The following is a 19,133-nucleotide window of genomic DNA, read 5'->3' as shown; positions in this document are numbered from 1 at the left end:
CTCGTGCTGCGGAGAATGCGGAAGGTCTGGAGGTCATCGCCCTCATGCGACCACAGCGCGAGCGTTCCGCTCAAGTCGCGTACCGGCCCAGGTCGTCGCCTGGATCGCCCGTGAACGGCACCGAGAAGCCGAACGGCGCCGCGGCGAGGGGCCCTCTACGCCGCCGGATGCCGCCCTGGACGGTCGAGTTGGGCATCGGCCAGGGCCGACCGCCGACCATAGTGCACGTCGGCGGATGCCACATGGCCGGCACCCGTCAACGGCCGTCTCCCGCGAGGAAGCACTCCGGGTCTCCGCCCCGGCGGGCGGCGACATACGGCCGCTGCGCGACCCGGCTACCGCTCGCGAGGAGGAAAGCGTTTCGCGACCCTGAAGAAGGGCCCGGCCGGCGCCGTCAGGATTCCCGCCGGGCCCCACTCGGACACCCCGTTTCACTTCCGGCAAAGCGGACCGCGCTCCGACGCCGGATCTCGGTTGGTTTCTGTCGCTCGCATCCCCGGGGATGTCACTCCCGTTACGGGAGCGTGACCAAGGCCCCTTGTCGCACCCGCTGGGCCTGCCACAGGGTGAAGTATGCGCTTACAGATAACGCGTACGTCCTGGGAACCGCAAGACCCCCGATGAGAGGCCCACTGTGTCCCTGTTCAGACGACTGGTCAGCCGCCGCAGGCGGCGGATCGGTCTCACCACCGCGCTGGTCGGCGCCGCGGCGACGCTTCTCGCGGCGGCGCCCGCGGCCGACGGCGGCCAGGACCGTCTCGCCGTCACCTCCGTCTCCACTCACCCCGGATTCGTCACCGGCGGGGACGTACTCGTCCACGTGCACGTGCCCGGTGGCACCGGGCCCGGCGAGGTCCGTGTCGTCCGCAACGGCACCGATATCACCGGACAGTTCACCCCCGACGCCGACGGTCACGGGCTCACCGGCCTGGTCACCGGGCTCGCGGACGGCCGCAACCGCATCGCCGCCACGACCGGCGACGCGTCGGGCGCGCGGGCCGCGCGCGACGTCCTCGAGGTGCGCAACCATCCGATCACCGGACCGGTCATCAGCGGCCCGCACGAGCGCCCCTACCTGTGCGCCACGAAGTCGTTCAAGCTCGTCGACGGGTCCACCCTGGGCCCGGCCCTCGACAAGGACTGCTCCGCGAATACACGGGTCGACTACGCGTACCGTTCGACCGACGGCTCCATCAAACCGCTCCCGGACCGCGACGCCCGGCCCGCGGACCTCGCGCACACCACGACGACGACCGGCGCCACGGTTCCGTTCCTCATCCGCATCGAGACCGGCACCGTCAACCGGGCCATCTACCAGGTCGCCATGCTGCACGACCCCGCGCGGCCCGAGCCCGACCGGGTCACGCCCAGCGAGGGCTGGAACGGCCGCCTGATCTATACCTTCGGCGGCGGCTGCCGCGCCGGCTGGTACACCCAGGGCGACGCCACCGGCGGCGTACTGGACCCGGAGATGCTGCGCCGCGGCTATGCCGTCGCTTCGTCCTCACTCAACGTCTTCGGCCAGAACTGCAACGACCTACTGGCCGCCGAGTCCACAATGATGGTCAAGGAGCGCTTCATCGAGCGGTACGGGGCGCCGCGGTTCACCATCGGCTGGGGCTGCTCCGGAGGCTCGTACCAGAGCCACCAGATCGCCGACAACTACCCGGGCCTGCTGAACGGCATCGTCGTCGGCTGCAGTTTCCCCGACGTCACCTCCGCGACCAACTTCACACTGCTCGACTCGCGGCTGCTCGACAACTACTTCACCGACACCGCACCCGGCAGCTTCAGCCCCGAGCAACAGCGGGCCGTCTCCGGCTTCGGCGTGCGGGAATCCATCCCGAACCTCAGCGACGGGGCCAAGCGGCTCGACCCCGACGCCGAGTTCCCCGCCGGCATGCCGACCGACCAGCGCTACGACGCGGAGCACAACCCCGGCGGCGCGCGGGCCACGGTCTACGACCACACGGTCAACGTCTACGGGCGGGAGCCCCGCACCGGCTTCGCGCTGCGCCCCCTGGACAACGTCGGCGTGCAGTACGGCCTCGACGCCCTCAACAAGGGCACGATCACCAAGGAACAGTTCCTCGACCTCAACGCCGGCATCGGCGGCATCGACCGCGACGCCCGGCACACCGCAGAGCGGACCCGGGCCGACATCACGGCCACCATGGCGGCGTACAGGACCGGGCGCATCCTGTCGGGCGGCGGCGGGCTTGCGAGCACGCCGATCATCGACTACCGCGCCTACACCGACCACGCGTCCGGCGGCGACATCCACATGGTGGTGCACGGCTTCTCCACCAGGGCGCGGCTCATCGTGGCGAACGGGAACGCCGACAACCACGTGATGCTCGAAGAGGACGACCGCTACGGCTACTTCAGCCTCGAGAGCCCGGTGCTGCGGCAGGCGCTCACCGCGATGGACGCCTGGCTGACGTCGGTCACCGCCGACCACTCCGACCGGCCGCTCGCGCGGAAGGTGGCCGCCGGCAAGCCCGCCGACCTGACCGACGCCTGCTGGACCCGCGACACGCAGCCGCGGAAGATCACCCAGCGGCTGACGTACGACAACCGGGGACGGTGCGGCAAGCTGTACCCGGCGTACCCGACACCGCGCCTGGTCGCTGGAGCACCGCTGACCGACGACGTCGTCGCCTGCCACCGCAAGCCGGTGAACGCCGCCGACTACGCAGTCGACTTCAGCACCGCGGAGCTGCGCCGGCTGCGAGAGATCTTCCCGACCGGCGTCTGCGACTGGTCCAAGGCCGGATACGGGCAGCGCCCGCTGAACGGCACCTGGCAGGCCGTGGGCGGCACGCCCTGAGGACAATGCCGGTCGCTCACTTTTGAAGCGCTCTCCGCCGTGAACGGGGGAGATTCCGCCCTACCTTGCGGTGGGAGGCGTGGCGCGACGAGCGCACCTGGCGACTGCTCTTCCAGCAGCCGGGATCGCCACGAGGCCGATCCGGTACAGGTGCAAGATGTTCCGGGCTGCGTTGTGGTCGGCGTTGCCCGACCAACCGCAGTCCGGGTTCTTACACACGAACACGGCCTGGGACTCCCGGCTGCCCGCAGTGGTGAACTGCAGGCCGAACAGCGCTGGGAGGTGCCGGGTGCGGGGGCCTTGACCAGGGTGCCGCCGAGCCGGGCTGTCTTGTACGTCAGCATCGTGACCGTACGGCCCCACGCCTCGGCGGCCAGACGCGAGGTGCGCTCGCCTGCCTTGCGGTGCTTCCTTTGCTGGGAACACCGTGCTGAAGAAGCACTTCACGCCAGTGGCTGACGAGCAGGTCCGTGGTCGGTGGATGACGGTGTATCAGCGGCTTGCGAAGCTTGTTGACTGGCGGGCAAGACCAACGCACTTGCCCCCACAGGGCTGCAGCTCCGCCGCAAGGACGAGGACGCCTGCGGGCTTGCTTAAATCACTGACGGGTTTTTGACACGGCTACGAGCCAAGGCCCGGTCCGACCCAGTCATGGATCACACCGACCTCCACACCGGCGTCGTGGGCAATACCCTCGGACGCCACGCCAGCGCTCCAGGCAACAAGAATGGCGCGTCGGAGTTCCTCCGCACTCGTCTCCAACCCGATCTCGGCTGCCTCCCCGGACGCGGCCATCAAGGCAGCCGCGTCCTCGGTCAGTCGTTGGCCCGCCCGGCGGACCGCCAGGCGGGCTTCATCCCGCGGACCGTTCACCGTCTGCCTCCAAGGGGCCGCGCTGTCGACCAACTCTGCGTGGACGACCGGGCGAGCTTGATGCTGAGCCACAGCAGGTTCACCGGCATCCCGATGCCGCACGCGCCGAGGGCCGAGGCGGCGCGGGAGAGCAGCCGCTCGCTCCCCTTCGACCAAGGATGCCGGTACGCGGCGGGAGGCCGATGAGGTGGTGCGGGGCCGGTGACTCCTCATCGGCCCCGCACCACAGCTCAGCTCTCGGGCACTGCCTCCTACTTCTGAGGCGCGAGGTCTGGGCCCAGGGAGGAGAACTTCTCCTGGGAGACGATGCGCTGGGGCGGCCAGGTGATGTTCTTCGGGGGCCACTTCTGGCCGGTCTTCTTCAGGAACCACTCCGGCGGCTCGTACATCGGCGGCTCGTACCCGTCGGGCAGTGCCGTCTTCCACTGCACCCCGCGCGTACGCTCCTTGAACTCGGCCTTGATCTCCTTGAGCCGGTCGGGCTGGGTGACGAGGTCGACGGCGGTGGCCGCCAGATAACGCGCGGCCGCGAGCACGGCGGCCTGGCCGGGGGCAGCAGCGGCGCAGGCCGCGGTGGACCAGGTGTGCATCTTGGTGCCGATGGGGGCGAGCGCGGCGCCCATCGAGACGGTCGGCACGTTCCAGCTGATGTCGGCGACGTCCGTGGAACCGCCGCCCAGGAAGGCCGGGTTGGGCGGAGTGAGGTCGCCTATCGTGTCGTGCATGCCCTTCTGCGGCAGCCCCAGGGATGCCTGGAGGTCCTTGGCGAGCTTGTGCGCTTCGTCGGTGAACTGGGGCGGTCCGATCTGCCGCATGTTCTCGTGCAGCAGCTCCGCGAACGACTTGGAGGGCAGCTGGTTCCAGCAGGCCGAGGTGATGCGGTGGCGCACGCTGGTCTGGCTGGCCTTGGCGGCGGCCTCGGAGACCGCGATGACCTTGTCCAGGAGCACCTGCACGCGCGCGGGGCTGCCCTCGCGGACGTAGTAGGAGATCTCGGCTATCTCAGGGGTAACGTTGGGGATGTCGCCGCCGTTGTTGATCACCCAGTGGAGCCGTCCCGAGGGGGCCAGGTTCTCCTCGCGCAGGAACTCCGACATGGTCGCCATCATCACGGCCGCGTCCAGCGCGCTCTTGTTGCCCAGCGGGGTGCCGCCGTGGCCTGCGACGCCGAGGAAGGTGAAGGTGACGGCGGTCATCGCGGTGGTGGAGCCCCACCCGGTGGCGTTTGCGGTCGACGGGTGCCAGTCGAGGAAGGCGTCCAGGCCGTCGTACACGCCCTTGCTGACGGTGTAGGTCTTGCCGATCAGCGTCTCCTCGGCTGTCGAGCCGAAGAACTTCACGGTCACCGGGAGCTTGTGCTTCTTCGCCGCCTGCGCGACGGCAGCCGCCGCGGCGGCTGCGGCCGTGCCCAGCGCGCTGTGCCCGCAGCCGTGACCGGGGCCATAGCTGGGCGCGAAGGGGTCGTGGATGTACTCGCGCGGGTCGTGGTGGCCGACACCCTTGTTCTGCGAGAGGCCGGGCAGCGCGTCGTACTCGCCGCTGAAGCCGAGCACCGGTCCGCCGCTGCCGGAGGTGAAGGTCGCGGTGAACGCGGTCGGGAAACCCGCGGTGCCGAACTCGACGCGGAATCCAGCCTTCTCCAGGAACGCCGCCTCGGCGAGCGAGGAATTCCACTCGCGCAGCGAGAGTTCGGAGTTCTCCCAGATCTCGGAGTTGAGCCTGGTGACTTGGTCGGCGTTGGCGGTGATCCAGGCGAGCGCGGAGGCCTTGGCGGGGCTGTCCTGGGCGAGGCCCGTGGGGGCGTGGTAGTCGGCGGCCGGGCTGTCGTCCGCGGCGGCTGCCATTGCGGGGTCGGCTTCCGCGGTCATCGCGGCGGCTGTCACGCCGGCGGCGCCGAGGAGTTGCATGATGCGTCGTCTGCTGAGTGTGGGGCCGCTCGTGTTCAGAGGTTCGTGCTCGTGCTCATGCTGATCGTGCAGGTCACACACATGGACCTCCGGGGTGAGGTTAGGTGTAAGCGGCAAACGGTTCAGCAACATTGACCCCAGAACTTTGCTTCGTCAACATCCCAGGACGACAAAGTTGTTACTCAGAGGACACGGACGACCGCGTGGAGCTGTGGGACGGGGGCGCACAGCAGCCGGGAAGGGTGAACGGCGAGCGGGCCGGCAACGCCTGGCGGGGAACCTTCCCAGGCGCGTGGGCAGGGGTGAAAGAGGGCTGAGGACCGCACTCGGGCGAGCGCAGCCGACTTCAGCGCGCCAATGATCGGCCGGGTACCGCACACGCGGTACCTTCGCGACTCCCGCAGCGTCCGCAGTAGCCGGATGCGGCATCGGCGGCAGCGCGAATTGTCTGCGCCCGCCGGACGACCAGATGTGGGTCCGACAGACATGATCGGACGACGTCCAGTCGTAGGAGGAGCACCCCATGTCAGTCCGATTTGTGCTTGCCGCGGCGGCGGCGCATGGCTCGGCCCAGTTGGCCGCGGTTTACAGCGTGACCACCGGGCGACTCGTGGGCGGCACGGCCGCTCTGGTGGCGCTGGCCGGCGTGGTCATCGGTGGGCTGAATCTGACCCGCCCCGCCGGTCGTGCCGGCGCCGGCAACAGGCGAAGCAGGGCCCTTGTGGCCATGATGGCAGGGCTGTTCGGCATGGTCGTCGGCGCGCTGAATCTTGCCGTCGCCGATGGTGGTCCCGGCACCGGCAACGGAGTAGTCGGTGGCGCGATGGCCCTGGTGCTGGGGCTGATCGCCGCGGTCCTCGGCCGGCTGGCTCTGGCCCGCTCCCGCCGCACCGCCCAACCGGCTGACGGCTGACCGCAAGCACACGTCCACGTCTGCCTGTCAGGCACCGGCTACCCGGCTGCCGCACCGGTGGGGTACTCATCCCAAGTCCCGCCGGCTAGCGGGCGGCCGCCGGCCTTCGAGGTGAGCCCGCTGCTCTGCTTGAAGCCCTGGACTCATCCGCCTGGTGGCTGTGTTTCACAGGCGCGCCTGTGAAAAACAGCCACCGACAACAGCCCCGCTACCGGGGCCTCTGTACAGAGAACTCGTTGCCGTCGGGGTCGAGCATCAGCGTCCGGCTGCCGTCGCCCTCGCCGGTGTCGGTGCGCGTCGCGCCGAGCGAGATCAGGCGGTCGACCTCCCTCTCCCAGTCGGCGTCGGTGGGGAGCGCCAGCTCGAAGTACAGCCTGTTCGTGCCCCGCTTCGGCGCCACCGGAGGACCACCCCACGTGATCTTCGTACCGCCGTTCGGCGATTGGATGGCGGTCTCCTGGTCCTGGTCCCAGACCAGCGGCCACCGAAGCGCCTCGCTCCAGAAGTAACCGACTTCCTGCGTGCCGTCGCAGGCCAGTGCTCCGATGAAGCCAGTGTCGGCGAGGAACTTGTTGCCCGCCTCGATGACGCAGAACTCGTTGCCGTCTGGATCGGCGAGCACCACATGCCCCTCTGCCGGGAGTTGGCCCACGTCGATGTGTTTCCCGCCGAACTCCAGGGCCCTGGCCACCGTCTGCTGCTGATCCTCCGGGGAGGTGCTCGTCAGGTCGAAGTGCGCTCGGTTCTGACCGATCTTCGGCTCCTGGCTCGGCAGGAAACGGATGCGGAACCCGGCGGTATCAGGGGGCAGGATCGCGATGTCGTCGTCCGGCCCGTCAGCCAACTCCCAGCCCAGGAGCTCGGACCAGAACCGCGCTAGGCCCGACGGCTGGGTCGCATTGAAGCAAATCGCGAACAGTTGACTGGTCATACCCCGTGCATCTCCGATCCACTGACGGTCGATACGGCTCCTCGCCCTCCCCGCGAGCGCAGCCTAGGGTGGCCGTGCGGCGCCCGCATCCGAGTTTCCGTCGCGGGGGAGCCCGGTCCCCCACAGGATGACGATCGTGCGGAATGGCACCTTCGTCCACGGCACCGCCTGAGTCAGCCCGTCACGCCGGGGCGGCAGCCGGTTCAGCCTCGGGGGTGCGCGGCGCCGGCACGGCGGCGGCGCGGGCTGTCAGGTCCAGGTCGAGGCGCACCGGTTCACGTCCGGCCGGAACCGGCCGTAAGGGCACACGTGCGTCCACAACAGCGGTGACAGTGCCCGCCGGTCTGCGTCAGTCAACGCCCCGCCCGGCGGGCAGGCCGCGCTGGCAGCCATGCACGAACTCCACAAGCACGGGCCTCAGCCGGTAATCCTCGAGGCGTCGGACCAGCGGCACCTTCCGCAACCCGGTACTGCCGGACCTGCCGCGCCCCGGTTCAGCCCTCATCCGTGGGCCTCGAGGAGTTCCCGGGTGCGACGCAACACGGCTTGCCGTACCGACTCCGGCGCGAGGACCCGCAGCGAAGTTCCCAGGCCGAGGAGGTAGCGGGCGAGGCCGTCCGGATCGGGGCCGCCTACGTCGACCAGGGTCGCGTCCGGGCCGTCGGAGCGATGGGTGCCGACCGTTGCGGGGACGAGCCGCAGCGCCGCCTCCATGGGGAGCGGGAGCCGGATGGTCGCGGACAACGGGTAGGGGCCGTTCGCGATGTTGCGGGAGACCAGCCGTGCCGGGTCGGGCAGGTCCGTGAGGTCCGCAGGCCGGCCGGTGGGCTGGAGGCGGTCGATCCGGTCGGCCCGGAACGTCCGCCACTGGCCTCGCACCACGTCCCGCGCGACGAAGTACCAGCGGCGCCCGGTGCGGACGAGACGGTACGGGTCGACGTCCCGTACCGTGGCCCGCCCCTCTGCGTCGACGTACGACAGCCGGGCACGCTCGCCTCGTCGGCAGGCGACTGCCAATTCCAGCAACAGGCCCGCCCTGATCTGCGGCCCGTCGGCCCCGGGGAGGCTGACGAACGCGTCGTCCAGCTCACCCAACCGCTCTGCGATCCGCTGAGGCAGCACCTGGCGCAGCTTCAGCAGGGCGGACAGCGCGGCCTGGTCACCGCCCAGGGCGTCGCTCAGTGCCGCCTCCCGCAGACCGACGGCCACGGCCAGCGCCTCCTCGTCGTCGAGGATCAGCGGCGGCACCCGGGAGCCGGCGCGGAGGCGGTAACCGCCCCACGGACCGGCCTCGGAGTCGACGGTGTAGCCGAGTTCCCGGAGCCGGGCGATGTCCCGCCGGACTGTTCGATCCGTGACCTCCATGCGCTCGGCCAGTTCGGCGCAGGTCCACGACGGCCGGGAGGACAGCAGGGACAGCAGCCGTAGCAGGCGGGCGGAGGAGCTGATCACTCACGGAAGTTTTCCACACCCACGCCACAACCAGGACCAGAACTGTCCGGGTCACGGCATAGCGTTCCCTTCATGAGCACGAACACCACTTCCGCACCCGCGTTCCGCTACGCCGCCGTCACCTTCGACTGCGGCGACCCCGCCGAAATGGCTCACTTCTACGGCGAGTTGCTCGGCATGTCGGTCCTCTTCTCCAGCGAGGACTTCGTCCTGCTCGGCAAGGAAGGAGCGACCGGACTCGGCTTCAACCGCCTGGCCGACTACCGCCCGCCCACCTGGCCGGACCCCGCCCAGGAGAAGCAGGCGCACATCGAGCTGGGCGTGGACGACCTGGACGTCGCCGAGAAGCGACTGCTCGACCTGGGCGCCGTCAAGCCCGGGTTCCAGCCGCAGCCCGAACGCTGGCGGGTACTGCTGGACCCCGCAGGCCACCCGTTCTGCATCACGACCTTGGTCTGAAACACCCTCGACCAACCGGGGGCCGCGGAGCCGCCCTTCGGGCGACGACGGGAATGTGACGACAGGACCTAGGCGACAGCAGGCCGCACGCGCTCGCCTTCCTAGCCGCCGTCGCCCCGAGCGCGGTCCCGAGCGGGCCCGCCGCCACCACTCGTCTCGCCCGCAGCAGCGATCCGATCGACCTGACCGTTCCGGAGGTCCAGCACTTCTTCGAGTTGTGACGCCTGAGGAAGTCATCGGCGGCGGCGCCGGGCGTACAGAGCGGCGGTGAAGTCGTCCAGGGCCGCGAGGTTGTGGGCGCTGACGACGGCGTCGCAGTAGGGCAGTGCCGCAGCCATGCCGGCCACGAGCGGGCGGTAACGCGGGCTTGCCGTACGCGGGTTGACCCATACGACGCGGTAGGCGACCCGGGACAGCCGCGCCATGTGGGTGGCGAGGTCGACGGGCGCGCCGGTGTCCCAGCCGTCGGAGACGATGGCGACCACGGCGCCGTGCGCCATGCCGCGCCGGCCGAACCGCTCGTTGAACTCCGCCAGGCAGTCCGCTATCCGGGTGCCCCCGGACCAGTCCGGGGCCGCCCGGCCGGCCCGTGCCAGGGCGTCGTCCGGGCCGCCGCGCCGGAGGACGGGCGTGAGGCGTGTGAGCCGGGTGGCGAAGGTGAAGACCTCGGCGCGGGTGGCGCGGGCGGCACAGTAGAGCAGTTGCAGCATCGCGCGGGCATAGGGCTCCATCGATCCGGAGATGTCGCAGAGCACGATGAGGTCGCGGGGGCGGGTGCGGGGCGCGAAGCGGCGTAGCCGCAGCGGGTATCCGCCGGTGCGCCGGCTGTCGGAGAGGGTGCGGCGCACGTCGATGCGCGCACCGTGGTGTGCGGTGCGGCGCCGACGGGACGGCCGGGTCGGAGTGCGCAGCACGAGGGTGCGCATCACCTCCGAGAGCTGCGCCAGTTCCTCTGCGGTCAGGTCAGCGAAGTCGCGGCCCGCGAGACGGTCGAGCGGACTGGCGGCGAGAGGTACGGGAGCCTCCCGCGGCTGTGCGTCGGCATCCTGGCCTCGTCCGTCCGCGGTGTACTTCCGGGTGCCGAGGGCACGGCCGGGAACGGTGTTCGGGAGCGATCGGGGCGGGTCGCCGGGTTGCCCGCGCTGTGCCCCGCGGTCGGCCGGGCCGCCGAAGACCTTGCGGAAGACCGCGTCGAACAGCTCGATCTGCTCGGGGTCGGACACCAGGGTGGCGAGCGCGCAGTGCCGCAGTTCGCGCGTCGTCGACGGTGCCAGCAGGGTGAGCGCCCGAGCGAAACTGCGGGTACGGTCGGGGCCCACTGCGATCCCCGCGTCGTGCAGGGCGGCGGTGAACGAGGCGGCCAGTTCCGGCAGGTCAGGCATCGGAGCCCGGCTCCGCGTCGACCAGCTCCGCCAGTCCGGCCCGGCGCACGGCCTCCAGGTCCTCGGCGTACTTGAGCACGGTCCCCAGGGTGCGGTCGGCGGCATCGGCGTCGAGAACGGCGAGCCCCAGCACGTGCAGCGCGCCCGCCCAGTCGATCGCCTCGGCGATGCCGGGCGGCTTGGTGAGTTCCTGGCGGGCACGCAGGCGCGCCACCCCGCGCGCCACGCGTGTGGCCAGCCACTCGGCCGACTCCGGCACCCGTCTGCGGATGATCGCGGCGACTCGTGCGGTGTCCGGGTAGTCGATCCAGTGGTAGAGGCAGCGGCGTTTGAGTGCGTCGTGCAGATCCCGGGTGCGGTTGGAGGTCAGTACGGCCACCGGCGGCAGCGCGGCCGTCCGGGTGCCGAGTTCGGGGATGGTGACCGCGGCATCGGCGAGCAGTTCCAGCAGGAACGCCTCGAACTCGTCGTCAGCGCGGTCCACCTCGTCGATGAGCAGCACCGCCGGCCGAGGTCCCGAGTGGCAGATCGCGGCGAGCAGCGGCCGTGGCAGCAGGTAGTCCTCGGTGAACAGGTCGGTGTCCCGCAGGGGCTCCCCGCGGGACTCGGCCAGCCGGATGGCCAGAAGTTGCCGGGGGTAGTTCCACTCGTAGAGGGCCTCGGCCGAGGAGAGTCCCTCGTAGCACTGCAGCCGGATCAGTGGGGTGTCGAGCACGGCGGCGAGGGCGCGGGCCGCCTCGGTCTTGCCGACGCCGGGCTCGCCCTCCAGCAGGATCGGCTGCCGCATGCGCACGGCCAGCAGCAGCGCCGTAGCCAGGGCGTCGTCGGCCAGGTAACCGACCGCGTCGAGACGCGAGCGAAGGGCGGGGACATCGGGTACGAGGCGGTCGAGGTCAGGCATGGGCGTAACGGGAGGGGTTGTCGGCGAAGGCGTGCCGGCACCCCGGCCCGCAGAAGTACACCCTGTTGCCGGCCCGGTCCAGTGAGAGGGTGTCGGGCGTGATCGCCACGGTCATGCCGCACACCGGATCCACGTCCTCGGCCACGGCCTGCGGCGCGGCGGTGTCGACTCCGGGGCGCACGGCTCGGGCCGCCTTCGGCCGCAGCGCGATGATCTCGGCGTACACCGACAGCGCGATCTCCCCCGGGGTCCGCGCGCCGATGTCCAGACCGGCCGGCGTGTGGACACGCGCGCGTTGTTCCTCGGTGATGTCCAGCCCGGCGAGCACCGCCGCGCCGCGCTTCGGACTGGCCACAAGACCGATGTACGGGATCCCCGCGCGTGCGGCCTCGATGAGCACGGTCTCCTCCTCGCGGCCGTGTGTGGCGATGACGACGACGTCCAGATCGGGCGGCAGCGGCTCTCCGGGCGAGGCCGGCCGGGCGTCGAGGCCGACCACGCGACCGACGTCGAGCAGGGCGCGGGCGATGGGGGCGTGTCCGTAGACGTATGCCAGCGCCGGGGGGAGGTTGGCTTCCAGGAAGATGTCGAGCGTCCCGCCGGACAGGCAGGGATTGGCCACCGTGACCAGGCCTTCGACGGGCTCCTGCGCGCCTTCGGTGCCGGTGCCCGCGCCGGGCGTGATCCTCAGCAGCAGCGACTCGCCGGTCTGCAGCACGTGCAGGCCCTGCAGCTGCACCGTTGTCTCGGCGCAGGTGCCGCCCACGAAACCCTCGACGGTGCCGTCGGGCAGCACCAGCGCGCTGTCCCCGGGCTTGGCGCTCGTGGGCCGTTCCACGTGGACGACGGTGGCCAGGACGAACGGCGTACGGCCTTGCCGGAGCACGTCCGCGCGGGTCAGCAGTTCGGTGTTCGTCATCGTGGGGGCCTCAGGTGATGGCCATGTCGGTGCGCAGCGGACGGCCCTGGGCGGCCCGCCACACCGCGGCGGGCGTCAGCGGCATGTCGACGTGGCGTACGCCGAGCGGCTTCAGGGCGTCGACCACGGCGTTGACCACGGCGGCGGGCGACCCCACCGTGGCGGACTCGCCGACGCCCTTGGCGCCGATGGGGTGGTGCGGGGAGGGGGTGACGGTCTCGCCGAGCTCCCAGGACGGGCACTCGACCGAGGTGGGCAGGAGATAGTCCATGAACGACCCGCCGAGGCAGTTGCCGTCCTCGTCGAAGGCGATCACCTGCATGAGCGCCATGCCGAGGCCGTCGGCGAGTCCGCCGTGCACCTGCCCCTCGACGATCGTGGGGTTGATCCGGTTGCCGCAGTCGTCCACGGCGATGAACCTGCGGATCTTCACCTGGCCGGTGCCGGCGTCCACGTCGGCGACGCAGATGTACGCGCCGAAGGGGAAGGTGAGGTTCGGCGGGTTGTAGACGCAGGTCGCGTCCAGGTGGCCCTCGACGCCCTCGGGCAGCTCCAGGTTGGAGTGTGCGGCGAGCGCGATCTCGGCCATGGTCCGTCCCTGGTCGGGGTCGCCCGTGACGTACCAGCGGCCCTTCTCCCATTCCAGGTCGTCCGGGCTCACTTCGAGCATGGCGGAGGCGACGATCTTCGCGCGTTCGCGCACCTTGCGGGCGACCATCGCGGTCGCTGCTCCGGACACCGGCGTCGAGCGGGAGCCGTAGGTGCCGAGCCCGAACGGGGTCTGGTCGGTGTCGCCGTGCACCACCTCGACGTCCTCGGGCGGGATGCCCAGTTCCTCGGCGACGATCTGCGCGAACGTCGTCTCGTGGCCCTGCCCCTGGGTCTGTACGGAGATCCGCAGGACGGCCTTGCCGGTCGGGTGGACCCGCAGCTCGGCACCGTCGGCCATGCCCAGTCCGAGGATGTCCATGTGCCTGCGCGGGCCCGCGCCGACGGCCTCGGTGAAGAAGCTGACCCCGATCCCCATCAGCTCGCCACGTTCGCGCTTCTCGGCCTGCTCTCGGCGCAGGTCCTCGTAGTGCGCGATGTCCATCGCCAGCCGCAGGGCTCTCGGGTAGTCACCGGAGTCGTACTCCCATCCGGTCTGCGTCCGGTACGGGAACTGGCCGGGCCGCAGCAGGTTGCGCATCCGCAGCTCGGCCGGGTCCGTGCCGAGCTTGTCCGCGAGCACGTCGACCATCCGCTCGACCAGGTACACGGCCTCGGTGACGCGGAACGAGCAGGCGTAGGCGACACCGCCGGGTGCCTTGTCGGTGTAGACGCCGGTCACGGTGCAGTGCGCGGCGGCCAGGTCGTACGAGCCGGTGAAGACGCCGAAGAAGCCGGCTGGGAACTGCGTCGGCTGTGCGGTGGCGTTGAACGCGCCGTGGTCGGCGATCACATGGACGCGCAGGCCCAGGATCTTCCCGTCCTTCGTCGCCGCGATCTCGCCGTGCATGTGGTAGTCGCGGGCGAAGGAGGTGCTCATCAGGTTCTCCGAGCGGTCCTCCACCCACTTCACCGGCTTGCCGGTGACGATCGAGCCGACGACCGCGCACACGTAGCCGGGGTAGATGCCGACCTTGTTGCCGAAGCCGCCCCCGATGTCCGGGGAGATGATCCGGATCTTGTGCTCCGGGATGCCGGCCACCATCGCGTAGATCGTGCGGTGGGCGTGCGGGGCCTGGGTGGTGGACCACACCGTCAGCTTGCCGGTGATGGCGTCCATGTCCGCCACCGTGCCACAGGTCTCCAGCGGCGCCGGGTGCACCCGTGGGTAGAGCATGTCCTGCTCGACCACGACGTCGGCGGCCGCGAAGACCTCGTCAGTTCGCTCCTTGTCACCCGCCGACCAGTCGAAGATGTGGTTGTCAGTCTGGTGTTCCTTGTCGTCGCGGATCACCGGCGCGTCCGGCTCGAGCGCCCGTCGGGCATCGACGACCGGCGGCAACGGTTCGTACTCCACGTCGATCAACTCGAGGGCGTCCCGGGCTGCGTAGCGGTCCTCGGCGACAACGAAGGCGACCTCCTGGCCCTGGAAGCGCACCTTGTCGGTGGCGAGCACCGCCTGCGTGTCGTACGAGATCGTGGGCATCCAGGCCAGCCCGAGACCGGCCAGGGTCTCCCCGGTGATCACGGCCTTGACCTTCGGGTGCGCCTCGGCGGCGCTGATGTCCACGGACACGATCCGGGCGTGGGCCAGCGGGCTGCGCAGGATCGCGCCGTGCAGCATTCCGGGCAGCCGTACGTCGTCGACGTAGGTTCCGTGGCCGCGGACGAACCGTGCGTCCTCCTTGCGGGGCATGCGTCCGAAGCCGACCGGCCGTTCCTCGGTGGTCGTCATGCCCGCACCTCCTCGCGGCCGGGCGCCGGCTCGGTGCCGGCGTCGGCGGCCCCCCGCCCGCCGCCGTGCTCGGCGGCCCAGCGGATGGAGCGCACGATGTTCTCGTAACCGGTGCAGCGGCACATCTGTCCGGAGATGGCCTCGCGGATGTCCTCCTCCGACGGATCCGCGTTGTGGTCGAGCAGCCAACGGGCGGTCATCATCATCCCCGGCGTGCAGAAGCCGCACTGCAGCCCGTGGCAGGCGATGAATCCCTTTTGCACCGGGTCGAGTTCGGTACCGTGCGCCAGGCCCTCGACGGTCCGCACCTCACGGCCGTCGGCCATCACCGCGAGCACGGTGCAGGACTTGACCGGCGTCCCGTCCAGCCAGACAGTGCACACCCCACAGTTGGAGGTGTCGCAGCCCCAGTGGGTGCCGGTAAGTCCGAGTTCGTCGCGCAGGAAGTGCACGAGCAGCAGTCTGGGCTCCACGTCCCTCGTGTGCTGCTCGCCGTTCACGGTCACGGTGATCCGCATGTCACGCCTCCTGCCCCTGGGCACGTGCAGCGGCGGCGCGTAGCGCCCGCGTGGTGAGCTCCCCGGCCAGATGCCGCTTGTAGTCGACCGGGCCACGCTGGTCGGCCGTCGGCCTGCACTCCTGCGAGGCGATCCGGCCCGCCTCGGCGAAGCCCTCGTCGTCCGGTCGTCCGCTGCGCAGGAAATCCTCGGCCTGCTCGGACACGAACCGTGGGGCACCCACCGCGGTCAGCCCGATCCCGGCGTCGGTGATGACCCCGTCGGAGATCTCCAGCACCGCTCCCGCGGCGACGACCGCCCAGTCGCCGACCCGGCGCTCGACCTTGCGGTAGGCGCTGGCGTGCGAACGGATGGGCACCCGGATCTCCACCAGAAGCTCCGCTTCGTTCAGCGCGGTCTCGTACGGCCCGAGGAAGAACTTCCTGATCCCGATGGTGCGCCTGCCGCGGGGGCCCTGGGCGACAAGGGTCGCCCGCAGTGCCGAGAACGCTGCGGACAGGTCCTCCGACGGATCGGCCTGGCACAGCGAGCCGCCCACGGTGCCGCGGTTGCGTACGAGCGGATCGGCTATGACGCGTTCCGCGTCCCGCAGGATGGGGAAGTGCTCGCCGACGACCGGCGAGGCGAGCAGCTCGGCGTGGCGGACCATCGCTCCGACGGCCAGGTCGTGCCCGTCCACCCGGATCAATGCCAGCTCGCCGAGGCCGTTGATGTCGATCAGGGCTTCGGGCTGAGCCAGCCGCAGCTTCATCATGGGCAGCAGGCTGTGTCCGCCCGCCACCACCCGGGCCTCGGGGCCGTAGCGTGTGAGCAGCTCGATCGCGTGCTCAATGCTGGTGGCCGTCTCGTACTGGAAGGCAGCTGGAACCTGCATCGGGCCCTCCTGAAACGCTGTGCTCTTCAGGCTGCGCTCTTCCGCACGGGCCATGCAAGAGGTCGATAAGCATTCACTTATCCGTCCAAATGTAGGAAAATCTGCTAGTGACGGTCACGCAGCTCAGCACCTTCGTACTGGTCGCCCGGCTCGGTTCGGTCGGCGCCGCGGCGCGCGCCCTGAGCGTGAGCGAGTCGGCCGTATCGCAGGCGCTCACCGCGCTGCGCACCCACTACAGCGATCCGCTCATCCGGCGCACCGGCGGCGGTGGGATGCGTCTGACGCCCGCGGGCGCGCGGCTGCTGCCGGTCGCGTCGCAGATGGTCGCGCTGAGCGCGGATGCCGAGGCGGCGGTACGGGCGGCACGGGGTGCGCCCGACGAGCTTCGGGTCGTCGCCACGAGCACGCTGGCCGAGTTCGCGCTCCCCTCGCTCGTGGAGGCTTTCGCCGATCGCTCAGGGCGCAGGACCGAGACCTCCTTCGGGGTAGCCGCCGGCAACGAGATACGTGCGCTGGTCGAGAACCGGCTGGCCGACGTCGCGCTCGGGCCGTATCTCGGCACGGGCCATGGGGGCGAACTGGTCAGCGAGCCGCTGTTCCGCACCCAGCTGGTCGTGGTGATCGGCGTCAGGTCGCCACGGCCGCCCGGTCCGCCGCCGCAGTGGTCGTGGCTGGTCGATTCCTCCGGGACCGATCCGGACGCGGACTCCGGGCGACTGCTACGTCGGCTCAAAGTGGCCGAAGGACACGTGTGGGTGTTCCCCAACCAGGCCGCGACCTGGGCGGCTGCCGCCGAGGGCACGGGGGTGGCACCAGCGTTGGCCCATCTGGTGTCGCCCCGCATCCGGCGTGACGAGCTGCGCGTACTGGAGACCCCGGCCACGCCATCGGACGCCACCTGGCACGCCACCGTCCTGCAGGCCGAGCATCGTTCCCCGGCCACCGACGCGTTCCTGCACTTCCTGCACACGCCCGCAGCGACCCGCATCATGCGCGCGCCCGGCGCGGGCGTCCCGCCCTCCCGGTTCCGGCCCCCGGTGTACGTCACGCTCTGGGGCGCGTAAGAGAGCAGGCCCGCCTGTGGTGCTCGGAACGTCATCGCTGCAGGCGAGGGCGGCACTGCGGCGTGGGCCCGCACCATCTCCGCATGATCGTTTCGCTGGTGTGCGAGGTGACCCGGAAGCCACCGTCCGTCCCGGCTGTGCTGCCGCGCCGCGGCACCGCCGAAGACGTCGAGCCGCTCGTGCGCCCGTCCTCCCATGGAGGGTGAGCGAACGCTCGGGTGTCGGCGGTCGTGTGCCTCGCACCGTCGCCTCTGGGCCCCCGGATGAGGGGCGCCAGAGGCCCGGACGGCCGTGGGACCAGACCGGCTCGAACGGTCTTGGGCCGGGTGATCAGCTCCGGCTTGGGCAATCTGCGGTCCCTCAGTGCGGCACAGGGGTCCCCGCCCGACCCTCGATGTGATCCACCGGCAGGGCTCGCCTTTCACGCGGAACAAGGCACGCGCGCCGGGTCTCTCACCCGGATGCCGCACGCCAAGGATGCCGAACGCAGTGGGCGTGCCGGCTCAGAAGCAGGGGTGGAATGCGTCGGTGGTGCCGGCGGTGGTGACGAGGCCCGTGCCCTGGTCAAGGACCACGATGGTGGCGGGATACGGCCCGCTGTCGCAGTGGAGGGCCTGAACCTGCTGCCATCCCTGCAGGGTTCCGGCGGCGTCGGCCGTCAGTCGGCCCAGCGAGACCGGCCAGGTCGTCGGGGCACTGTAGAACCGCACCGTGCCGTAGGGCGTGAGCCCGCCGCCGGTGGCGAACAGGGTGCCGCCGGTCGGATACAAGGTGGTGGTGACGGACACCCCACCGCGCGGCGTCGCACCCGGATCAGCCAGCCGCGCAACGGCGTTGGCGTTGTCGCTGCCGGCCTGGTCGCGACTGTCTGGCGGCACGCACACGTGATCCGAGGGTCGCGTTGCACGCCAGACGAAGCCCTGCCTACAGGTGTCCGGGCCGTAAATGCCGCCGTTCGGCTCCCGGCGCAAGGGGCCCAGCGCGTTTTCCGTCGCGGTCTGGGTACGGATCGCCGGCGTCACGCAGACTTGGTCGCCCGCGTACGCATCCCGCCACACGTAGCCCGCGGCGCAGGTGTACGGCCCGTACGGCAGGTCGGTTGCCATGGCGGACGAGCTTGTCGCCATCAGCCCGGCCAGCAGCGCCAACGCCGCTATCAGCCACGCCGGCACACGCCGCGGGTGGCCGAAGTCTGCTGTCCGAGCGTCCCTTCCTCTGCCTCGCATACGTCCTCCTCGATGTATCCGGTTCAAGCGGTCGCTGAGACCAGCCCATGAGGCCCAGAAGCAGGGCACAGTCACCGAGGCATCGCGGTGTGATCCCCCGACATCCATGCACCCGTCCGCCCGACCCCGTGGTGGAGTGTCGATCCGGTTGGAACAGCATCTGCTCAACTATCTGCAGACTGTGAGGGGCCGTTATGCGTTCTGTCTACCGTCCTGCGCCATTCGTTCTGCTCGTCTGCCCTGTGCCGGCGGACTGTTCTCCCGCCGTGCAGGACAACGCATCGGCTGACCCCAAGGGCACCGCCCCAGCCACGTCGGCCACGACCGCCGGAAACGGATCACAGGCTGGGGCCGATTCCGGTGGGTACCGTTCCGCAGAAGACGCGGTATGCCAAGGCGCCGGCCGAGCACGACGCCTCGGCCGAAACGGAGCCGGCCGGTATCGCCGGCGGACCACGAAGGACGCGAAGTACCGCCCGCCGGCATCCTTGACCGCTGTCA

15 protein-coding genes and 2 pseudogenes are annotated in these 19,133 nt (G+C 70.5%); 6 read left to right on the top strand and 11 right to left on the bottom strand.

What is annotated here, in order from left to right; translation table 11 throughout:
- Window positions 1–44: 44 nt before the first annotated feature.
- Both ACIQFZ_RS35610 and ACIQFZ_RS35605 read left to right on the top strand, forming a co-directional pair.
- A pseudogene (locus tag ACIQFZ_RS35610) lies at window positions 45–254 on the top strand (DUF6233 domain-containing protein); the annotation flags it as partial.
- A gap of 380 nt (window positions 255–634) precedes the next feature.
- Window positions 635–2,830: a DUF6351 family protein gene (locus tag ACIQFZ_RS35605; RefSeq protein ID WP_402693176.1), complete on the top strand. Its 2,196-nt coding sequence runs from the start codon at window positions 635–637 to the stop codon at window positions 2,828–2,830.
- Window positions 2,831–2,890: 60 nt separating this feature from the next.
- Here ACIQFZ_RS35605 and ACIQFZ_RS35600 read toward each other — a convergent pair.
- Window positions 2,891–3,234 (bottom strand): annotated as a pseudogene (locus ACIQFZ_RS35600) (zinc ribbon domain-containing protein); the annotation flags it as partial.
- Between the two features lie 720 nt (window positions 3,235–3,954).
- The gene (locus tag ACIQFZ_RS35595; RefSeq protein WP_365775958.1) at window positions 3,955–5,610 is read right to left on the bottom strand and encodes an amidohydrolase; all 1,656 of its coding nucleotides are present in this window, start codon (window positions 5,608–5,610) and stop codon (window positions 3,955–3,957) included.
- A 523-nt stretch (window positions 5,611–6,133) separates the two neighbouring features.
- Here ACIQFZ_RS35595 and ACIQFZ_RS35590 point away from each other — a divergent pair.
- Window positions 6,134–6,523: a DUF6223 family protein gene (locus tag ACIQFZ_RS35590; protein WP_365437053.1), complete on the top strand. Its 390-nt coding sequence runs from the start codon at window positions 6,134–6,136 to the stop codon at window positions 6,521–6,523.
- A gap of 208 nt (window positions 6,524–6,731) precedes the next feature.
- On the opposite strand, the gene ACIQFZ_RS35585 is transcribed toward ACIQFZ_RS35590, so the two are convergent.
- Window positions 6,732–7,454, bottom strand: a complete 723-nt coding sequence (locus ACIQFZ_RS35585; protein ID WP_383060647.1) for a VOC family protein — start codon at window positions 7,452–7,454, stop codon at window positions 6,732–6,734.
- 501 nt (window positions 7,455–7,955) lie between these two features.
- Window positions 7,956–8,906: a YafY family protein gene (locus tag ACIQFZ_RS35580; RefSeq protein WP_365433567.1), complete on the bottom strand. Its 951-nt coding sequence runs from the start codon at window positions 8,904–8,906 to the stop codon at window positions 7,956–7,958.
- A gap of 72 nt (window positions 8,907–8,978) precedes the next feature.
- On the opposite strand from ACIQFZ_RS35580, the gene ACIQFZ_RS35575 reads away from it, so the two are divergent.
- Window positions 8,979–9,365 carry a VOC family protein gene (locus tag ACIQFZ_RS35575; RefSeq protein ID WP_365433570.1) on the top strand — a complete coding sequence of 129 codons (387 nt, stop codon included), beginning with the start codon at window positions 8,979–8,981 and terminating at the stop codon, window positions 9,363–9,365.
- 233 nt (window positions 9,366–9,598) lie between these two features.
- Here ACIQFZ_RS35575 and ACIQFZ_RS35570 read toward each other — a convergent pair whose 3' ends face one another.
- The 6 genes from ACIQFZ_RS35570 to ACIQFZ_RS35545 are packed head-to-tail and all read right to left on the bottom strand — an operon-like array spanning window position 9,599 to window position 16,342.
- Window positions 9,599–10,747: a VWA domain-containing protein gene (locus ACIQFZ_RS35570; protein WP_402693175.1), complete on the bottom strand. Its 1,149-nt coding sequence runs from the start codon at window positions 10,745–10,747 to the stop codon at window positions 9,599–9,601.
- On the bottom strand, window positions 10,740–11,648 hold the full coding sequence (locus ACIQFZ_RS35565; protein WP_402693174.1) for an AAA family ATPase: 909 nt from the start codon (window positions 11,646–11,648) through the stop codon (window positions 10,740–10,742). The genes ACIQFZ_RS35570 and ACIQFZ_RS35565 overlap by 8 nt, the downstream gene beginning before the upstream one ends.
- Window positions 11,641–12,567 carry an XdhC family protein gene (locus ACIQFZ_RS35560; protein ID WP_365433579.1) on the bottom strand — a complete coding sequence of 309 codons (927 nt, stop codon included), beginning with the start codon at window positions 12,565–12,567 and terminating at the stop codon, window positions 11,641–11,643. Before ACIQFZ_RS35560 ends, ACIQFZ_RS35565 begins: the two co-directional genes overlap by 8 nt.
- Before the next feature lie 10 nt (window positions 12,568–12,577).
- On the bottom strand, window positions 12,578–14,950 hold the full coding sequence (locus ACIQFZ_RS35555; RefSeq protein WP_365775961.1) for an aerobic carbon-monoxide dehydrogenase large subunit: 2,373 nt from the start codon (window positions 14,948–14,950) through the stop codon (window positions 12,578–12,580).
- The gene (locus tag ACIQFZ_RS35550) at window positions 14,947–15,468 is read right to left on the bottom strand and encodes a (2Fe-2S)-binding protein (protein ID WP_383060656.1); all 522 of its coding nucleotides are present in this window, start codon (window positions 15,466–15,468) and stop codon (window positions 14,947–14,949) included. The genes ACIQFZ_RS35555 and ACIQFZ_RS35550 overlap by 4 nt, the downstream gene beginning before the upstream one ends.
- Window position 15,469: 1 nt before the next feature.
- Window positions 15,470–16,342: an FAD binding domain-containing protein gene (locus ACIQFZ_RS35545; RefSeq protein ID WP_402693173.1), complete on the bottom strand. Its 873-nt coding sequence runs from the start codon at window positions 16,340–16,342 to the stop codon at window positions 15,470–15,472.
- Window positions 16,343–16,449: 107 nt separating this feature from the next.
- Between ACIQFZ_RS35545 and ACIQFZ_RS35540 the strand changes: the two genes are divergently transcribed.
- Window positions 16,450–17,406 (top strand): LysR family transcriptional regulator, encoded by a 957-nt coding sequence (locus tag ACIQFZ_RS35540; protein WP_402693172.1) that lies wholly within the window; start codon window positions 16,450–16,452, stop codon window positions 17,404–17,406.
- A gap of 83 nt (window positions 17,407–17,489) precedes the next feature.
- Window positions 17,490–17,612 carry a hypothetical protein gene (locus ACIQFZ_RS35535; protein WP_402693171.1) on the top strand — a complete coding sequence of 41 codons (123 nt, stop codon included), beginning with the start codon at window positions 17,490–17,492 and terminating at the stop codon, window positions 17,610–17,612.
- A gap of 297 nt (window positions 17,613–17,909) precedes the next feature.
- Here ACIQFZ_RS35535 and ACIQFZ_RS35530 read toward each other — a convergent pair whose 3' ends face one another.
- Complete coding sequence (locus tag ACIQFZ_RS35530) at window positions 17,910–18,512, bottom strand: hypothetical protein (RefSeq protein ID WP_402693170.1); 603 nt, start codon at window positions 18,510–18,512, stop codon at window positions 17,910–17,912.
- Window positions 18,513–19,133: the final 621 nt, after the last annotated feature.

This window comes from Streptomyces sp. NPDC093064 (genome assembly GCF_044754605.1).
Classification (GTDB): domain Bacteria; phylum Actinomycetota; class Actinomycetes; order Streptomycetales; family Streptomycetaceae; genus Streptomyces.
The sequence above is the reverse complement of the archived record's forward strand: the minus strand, read 5'-3'. Positions and strand labels throughout refer to the sequence as shown.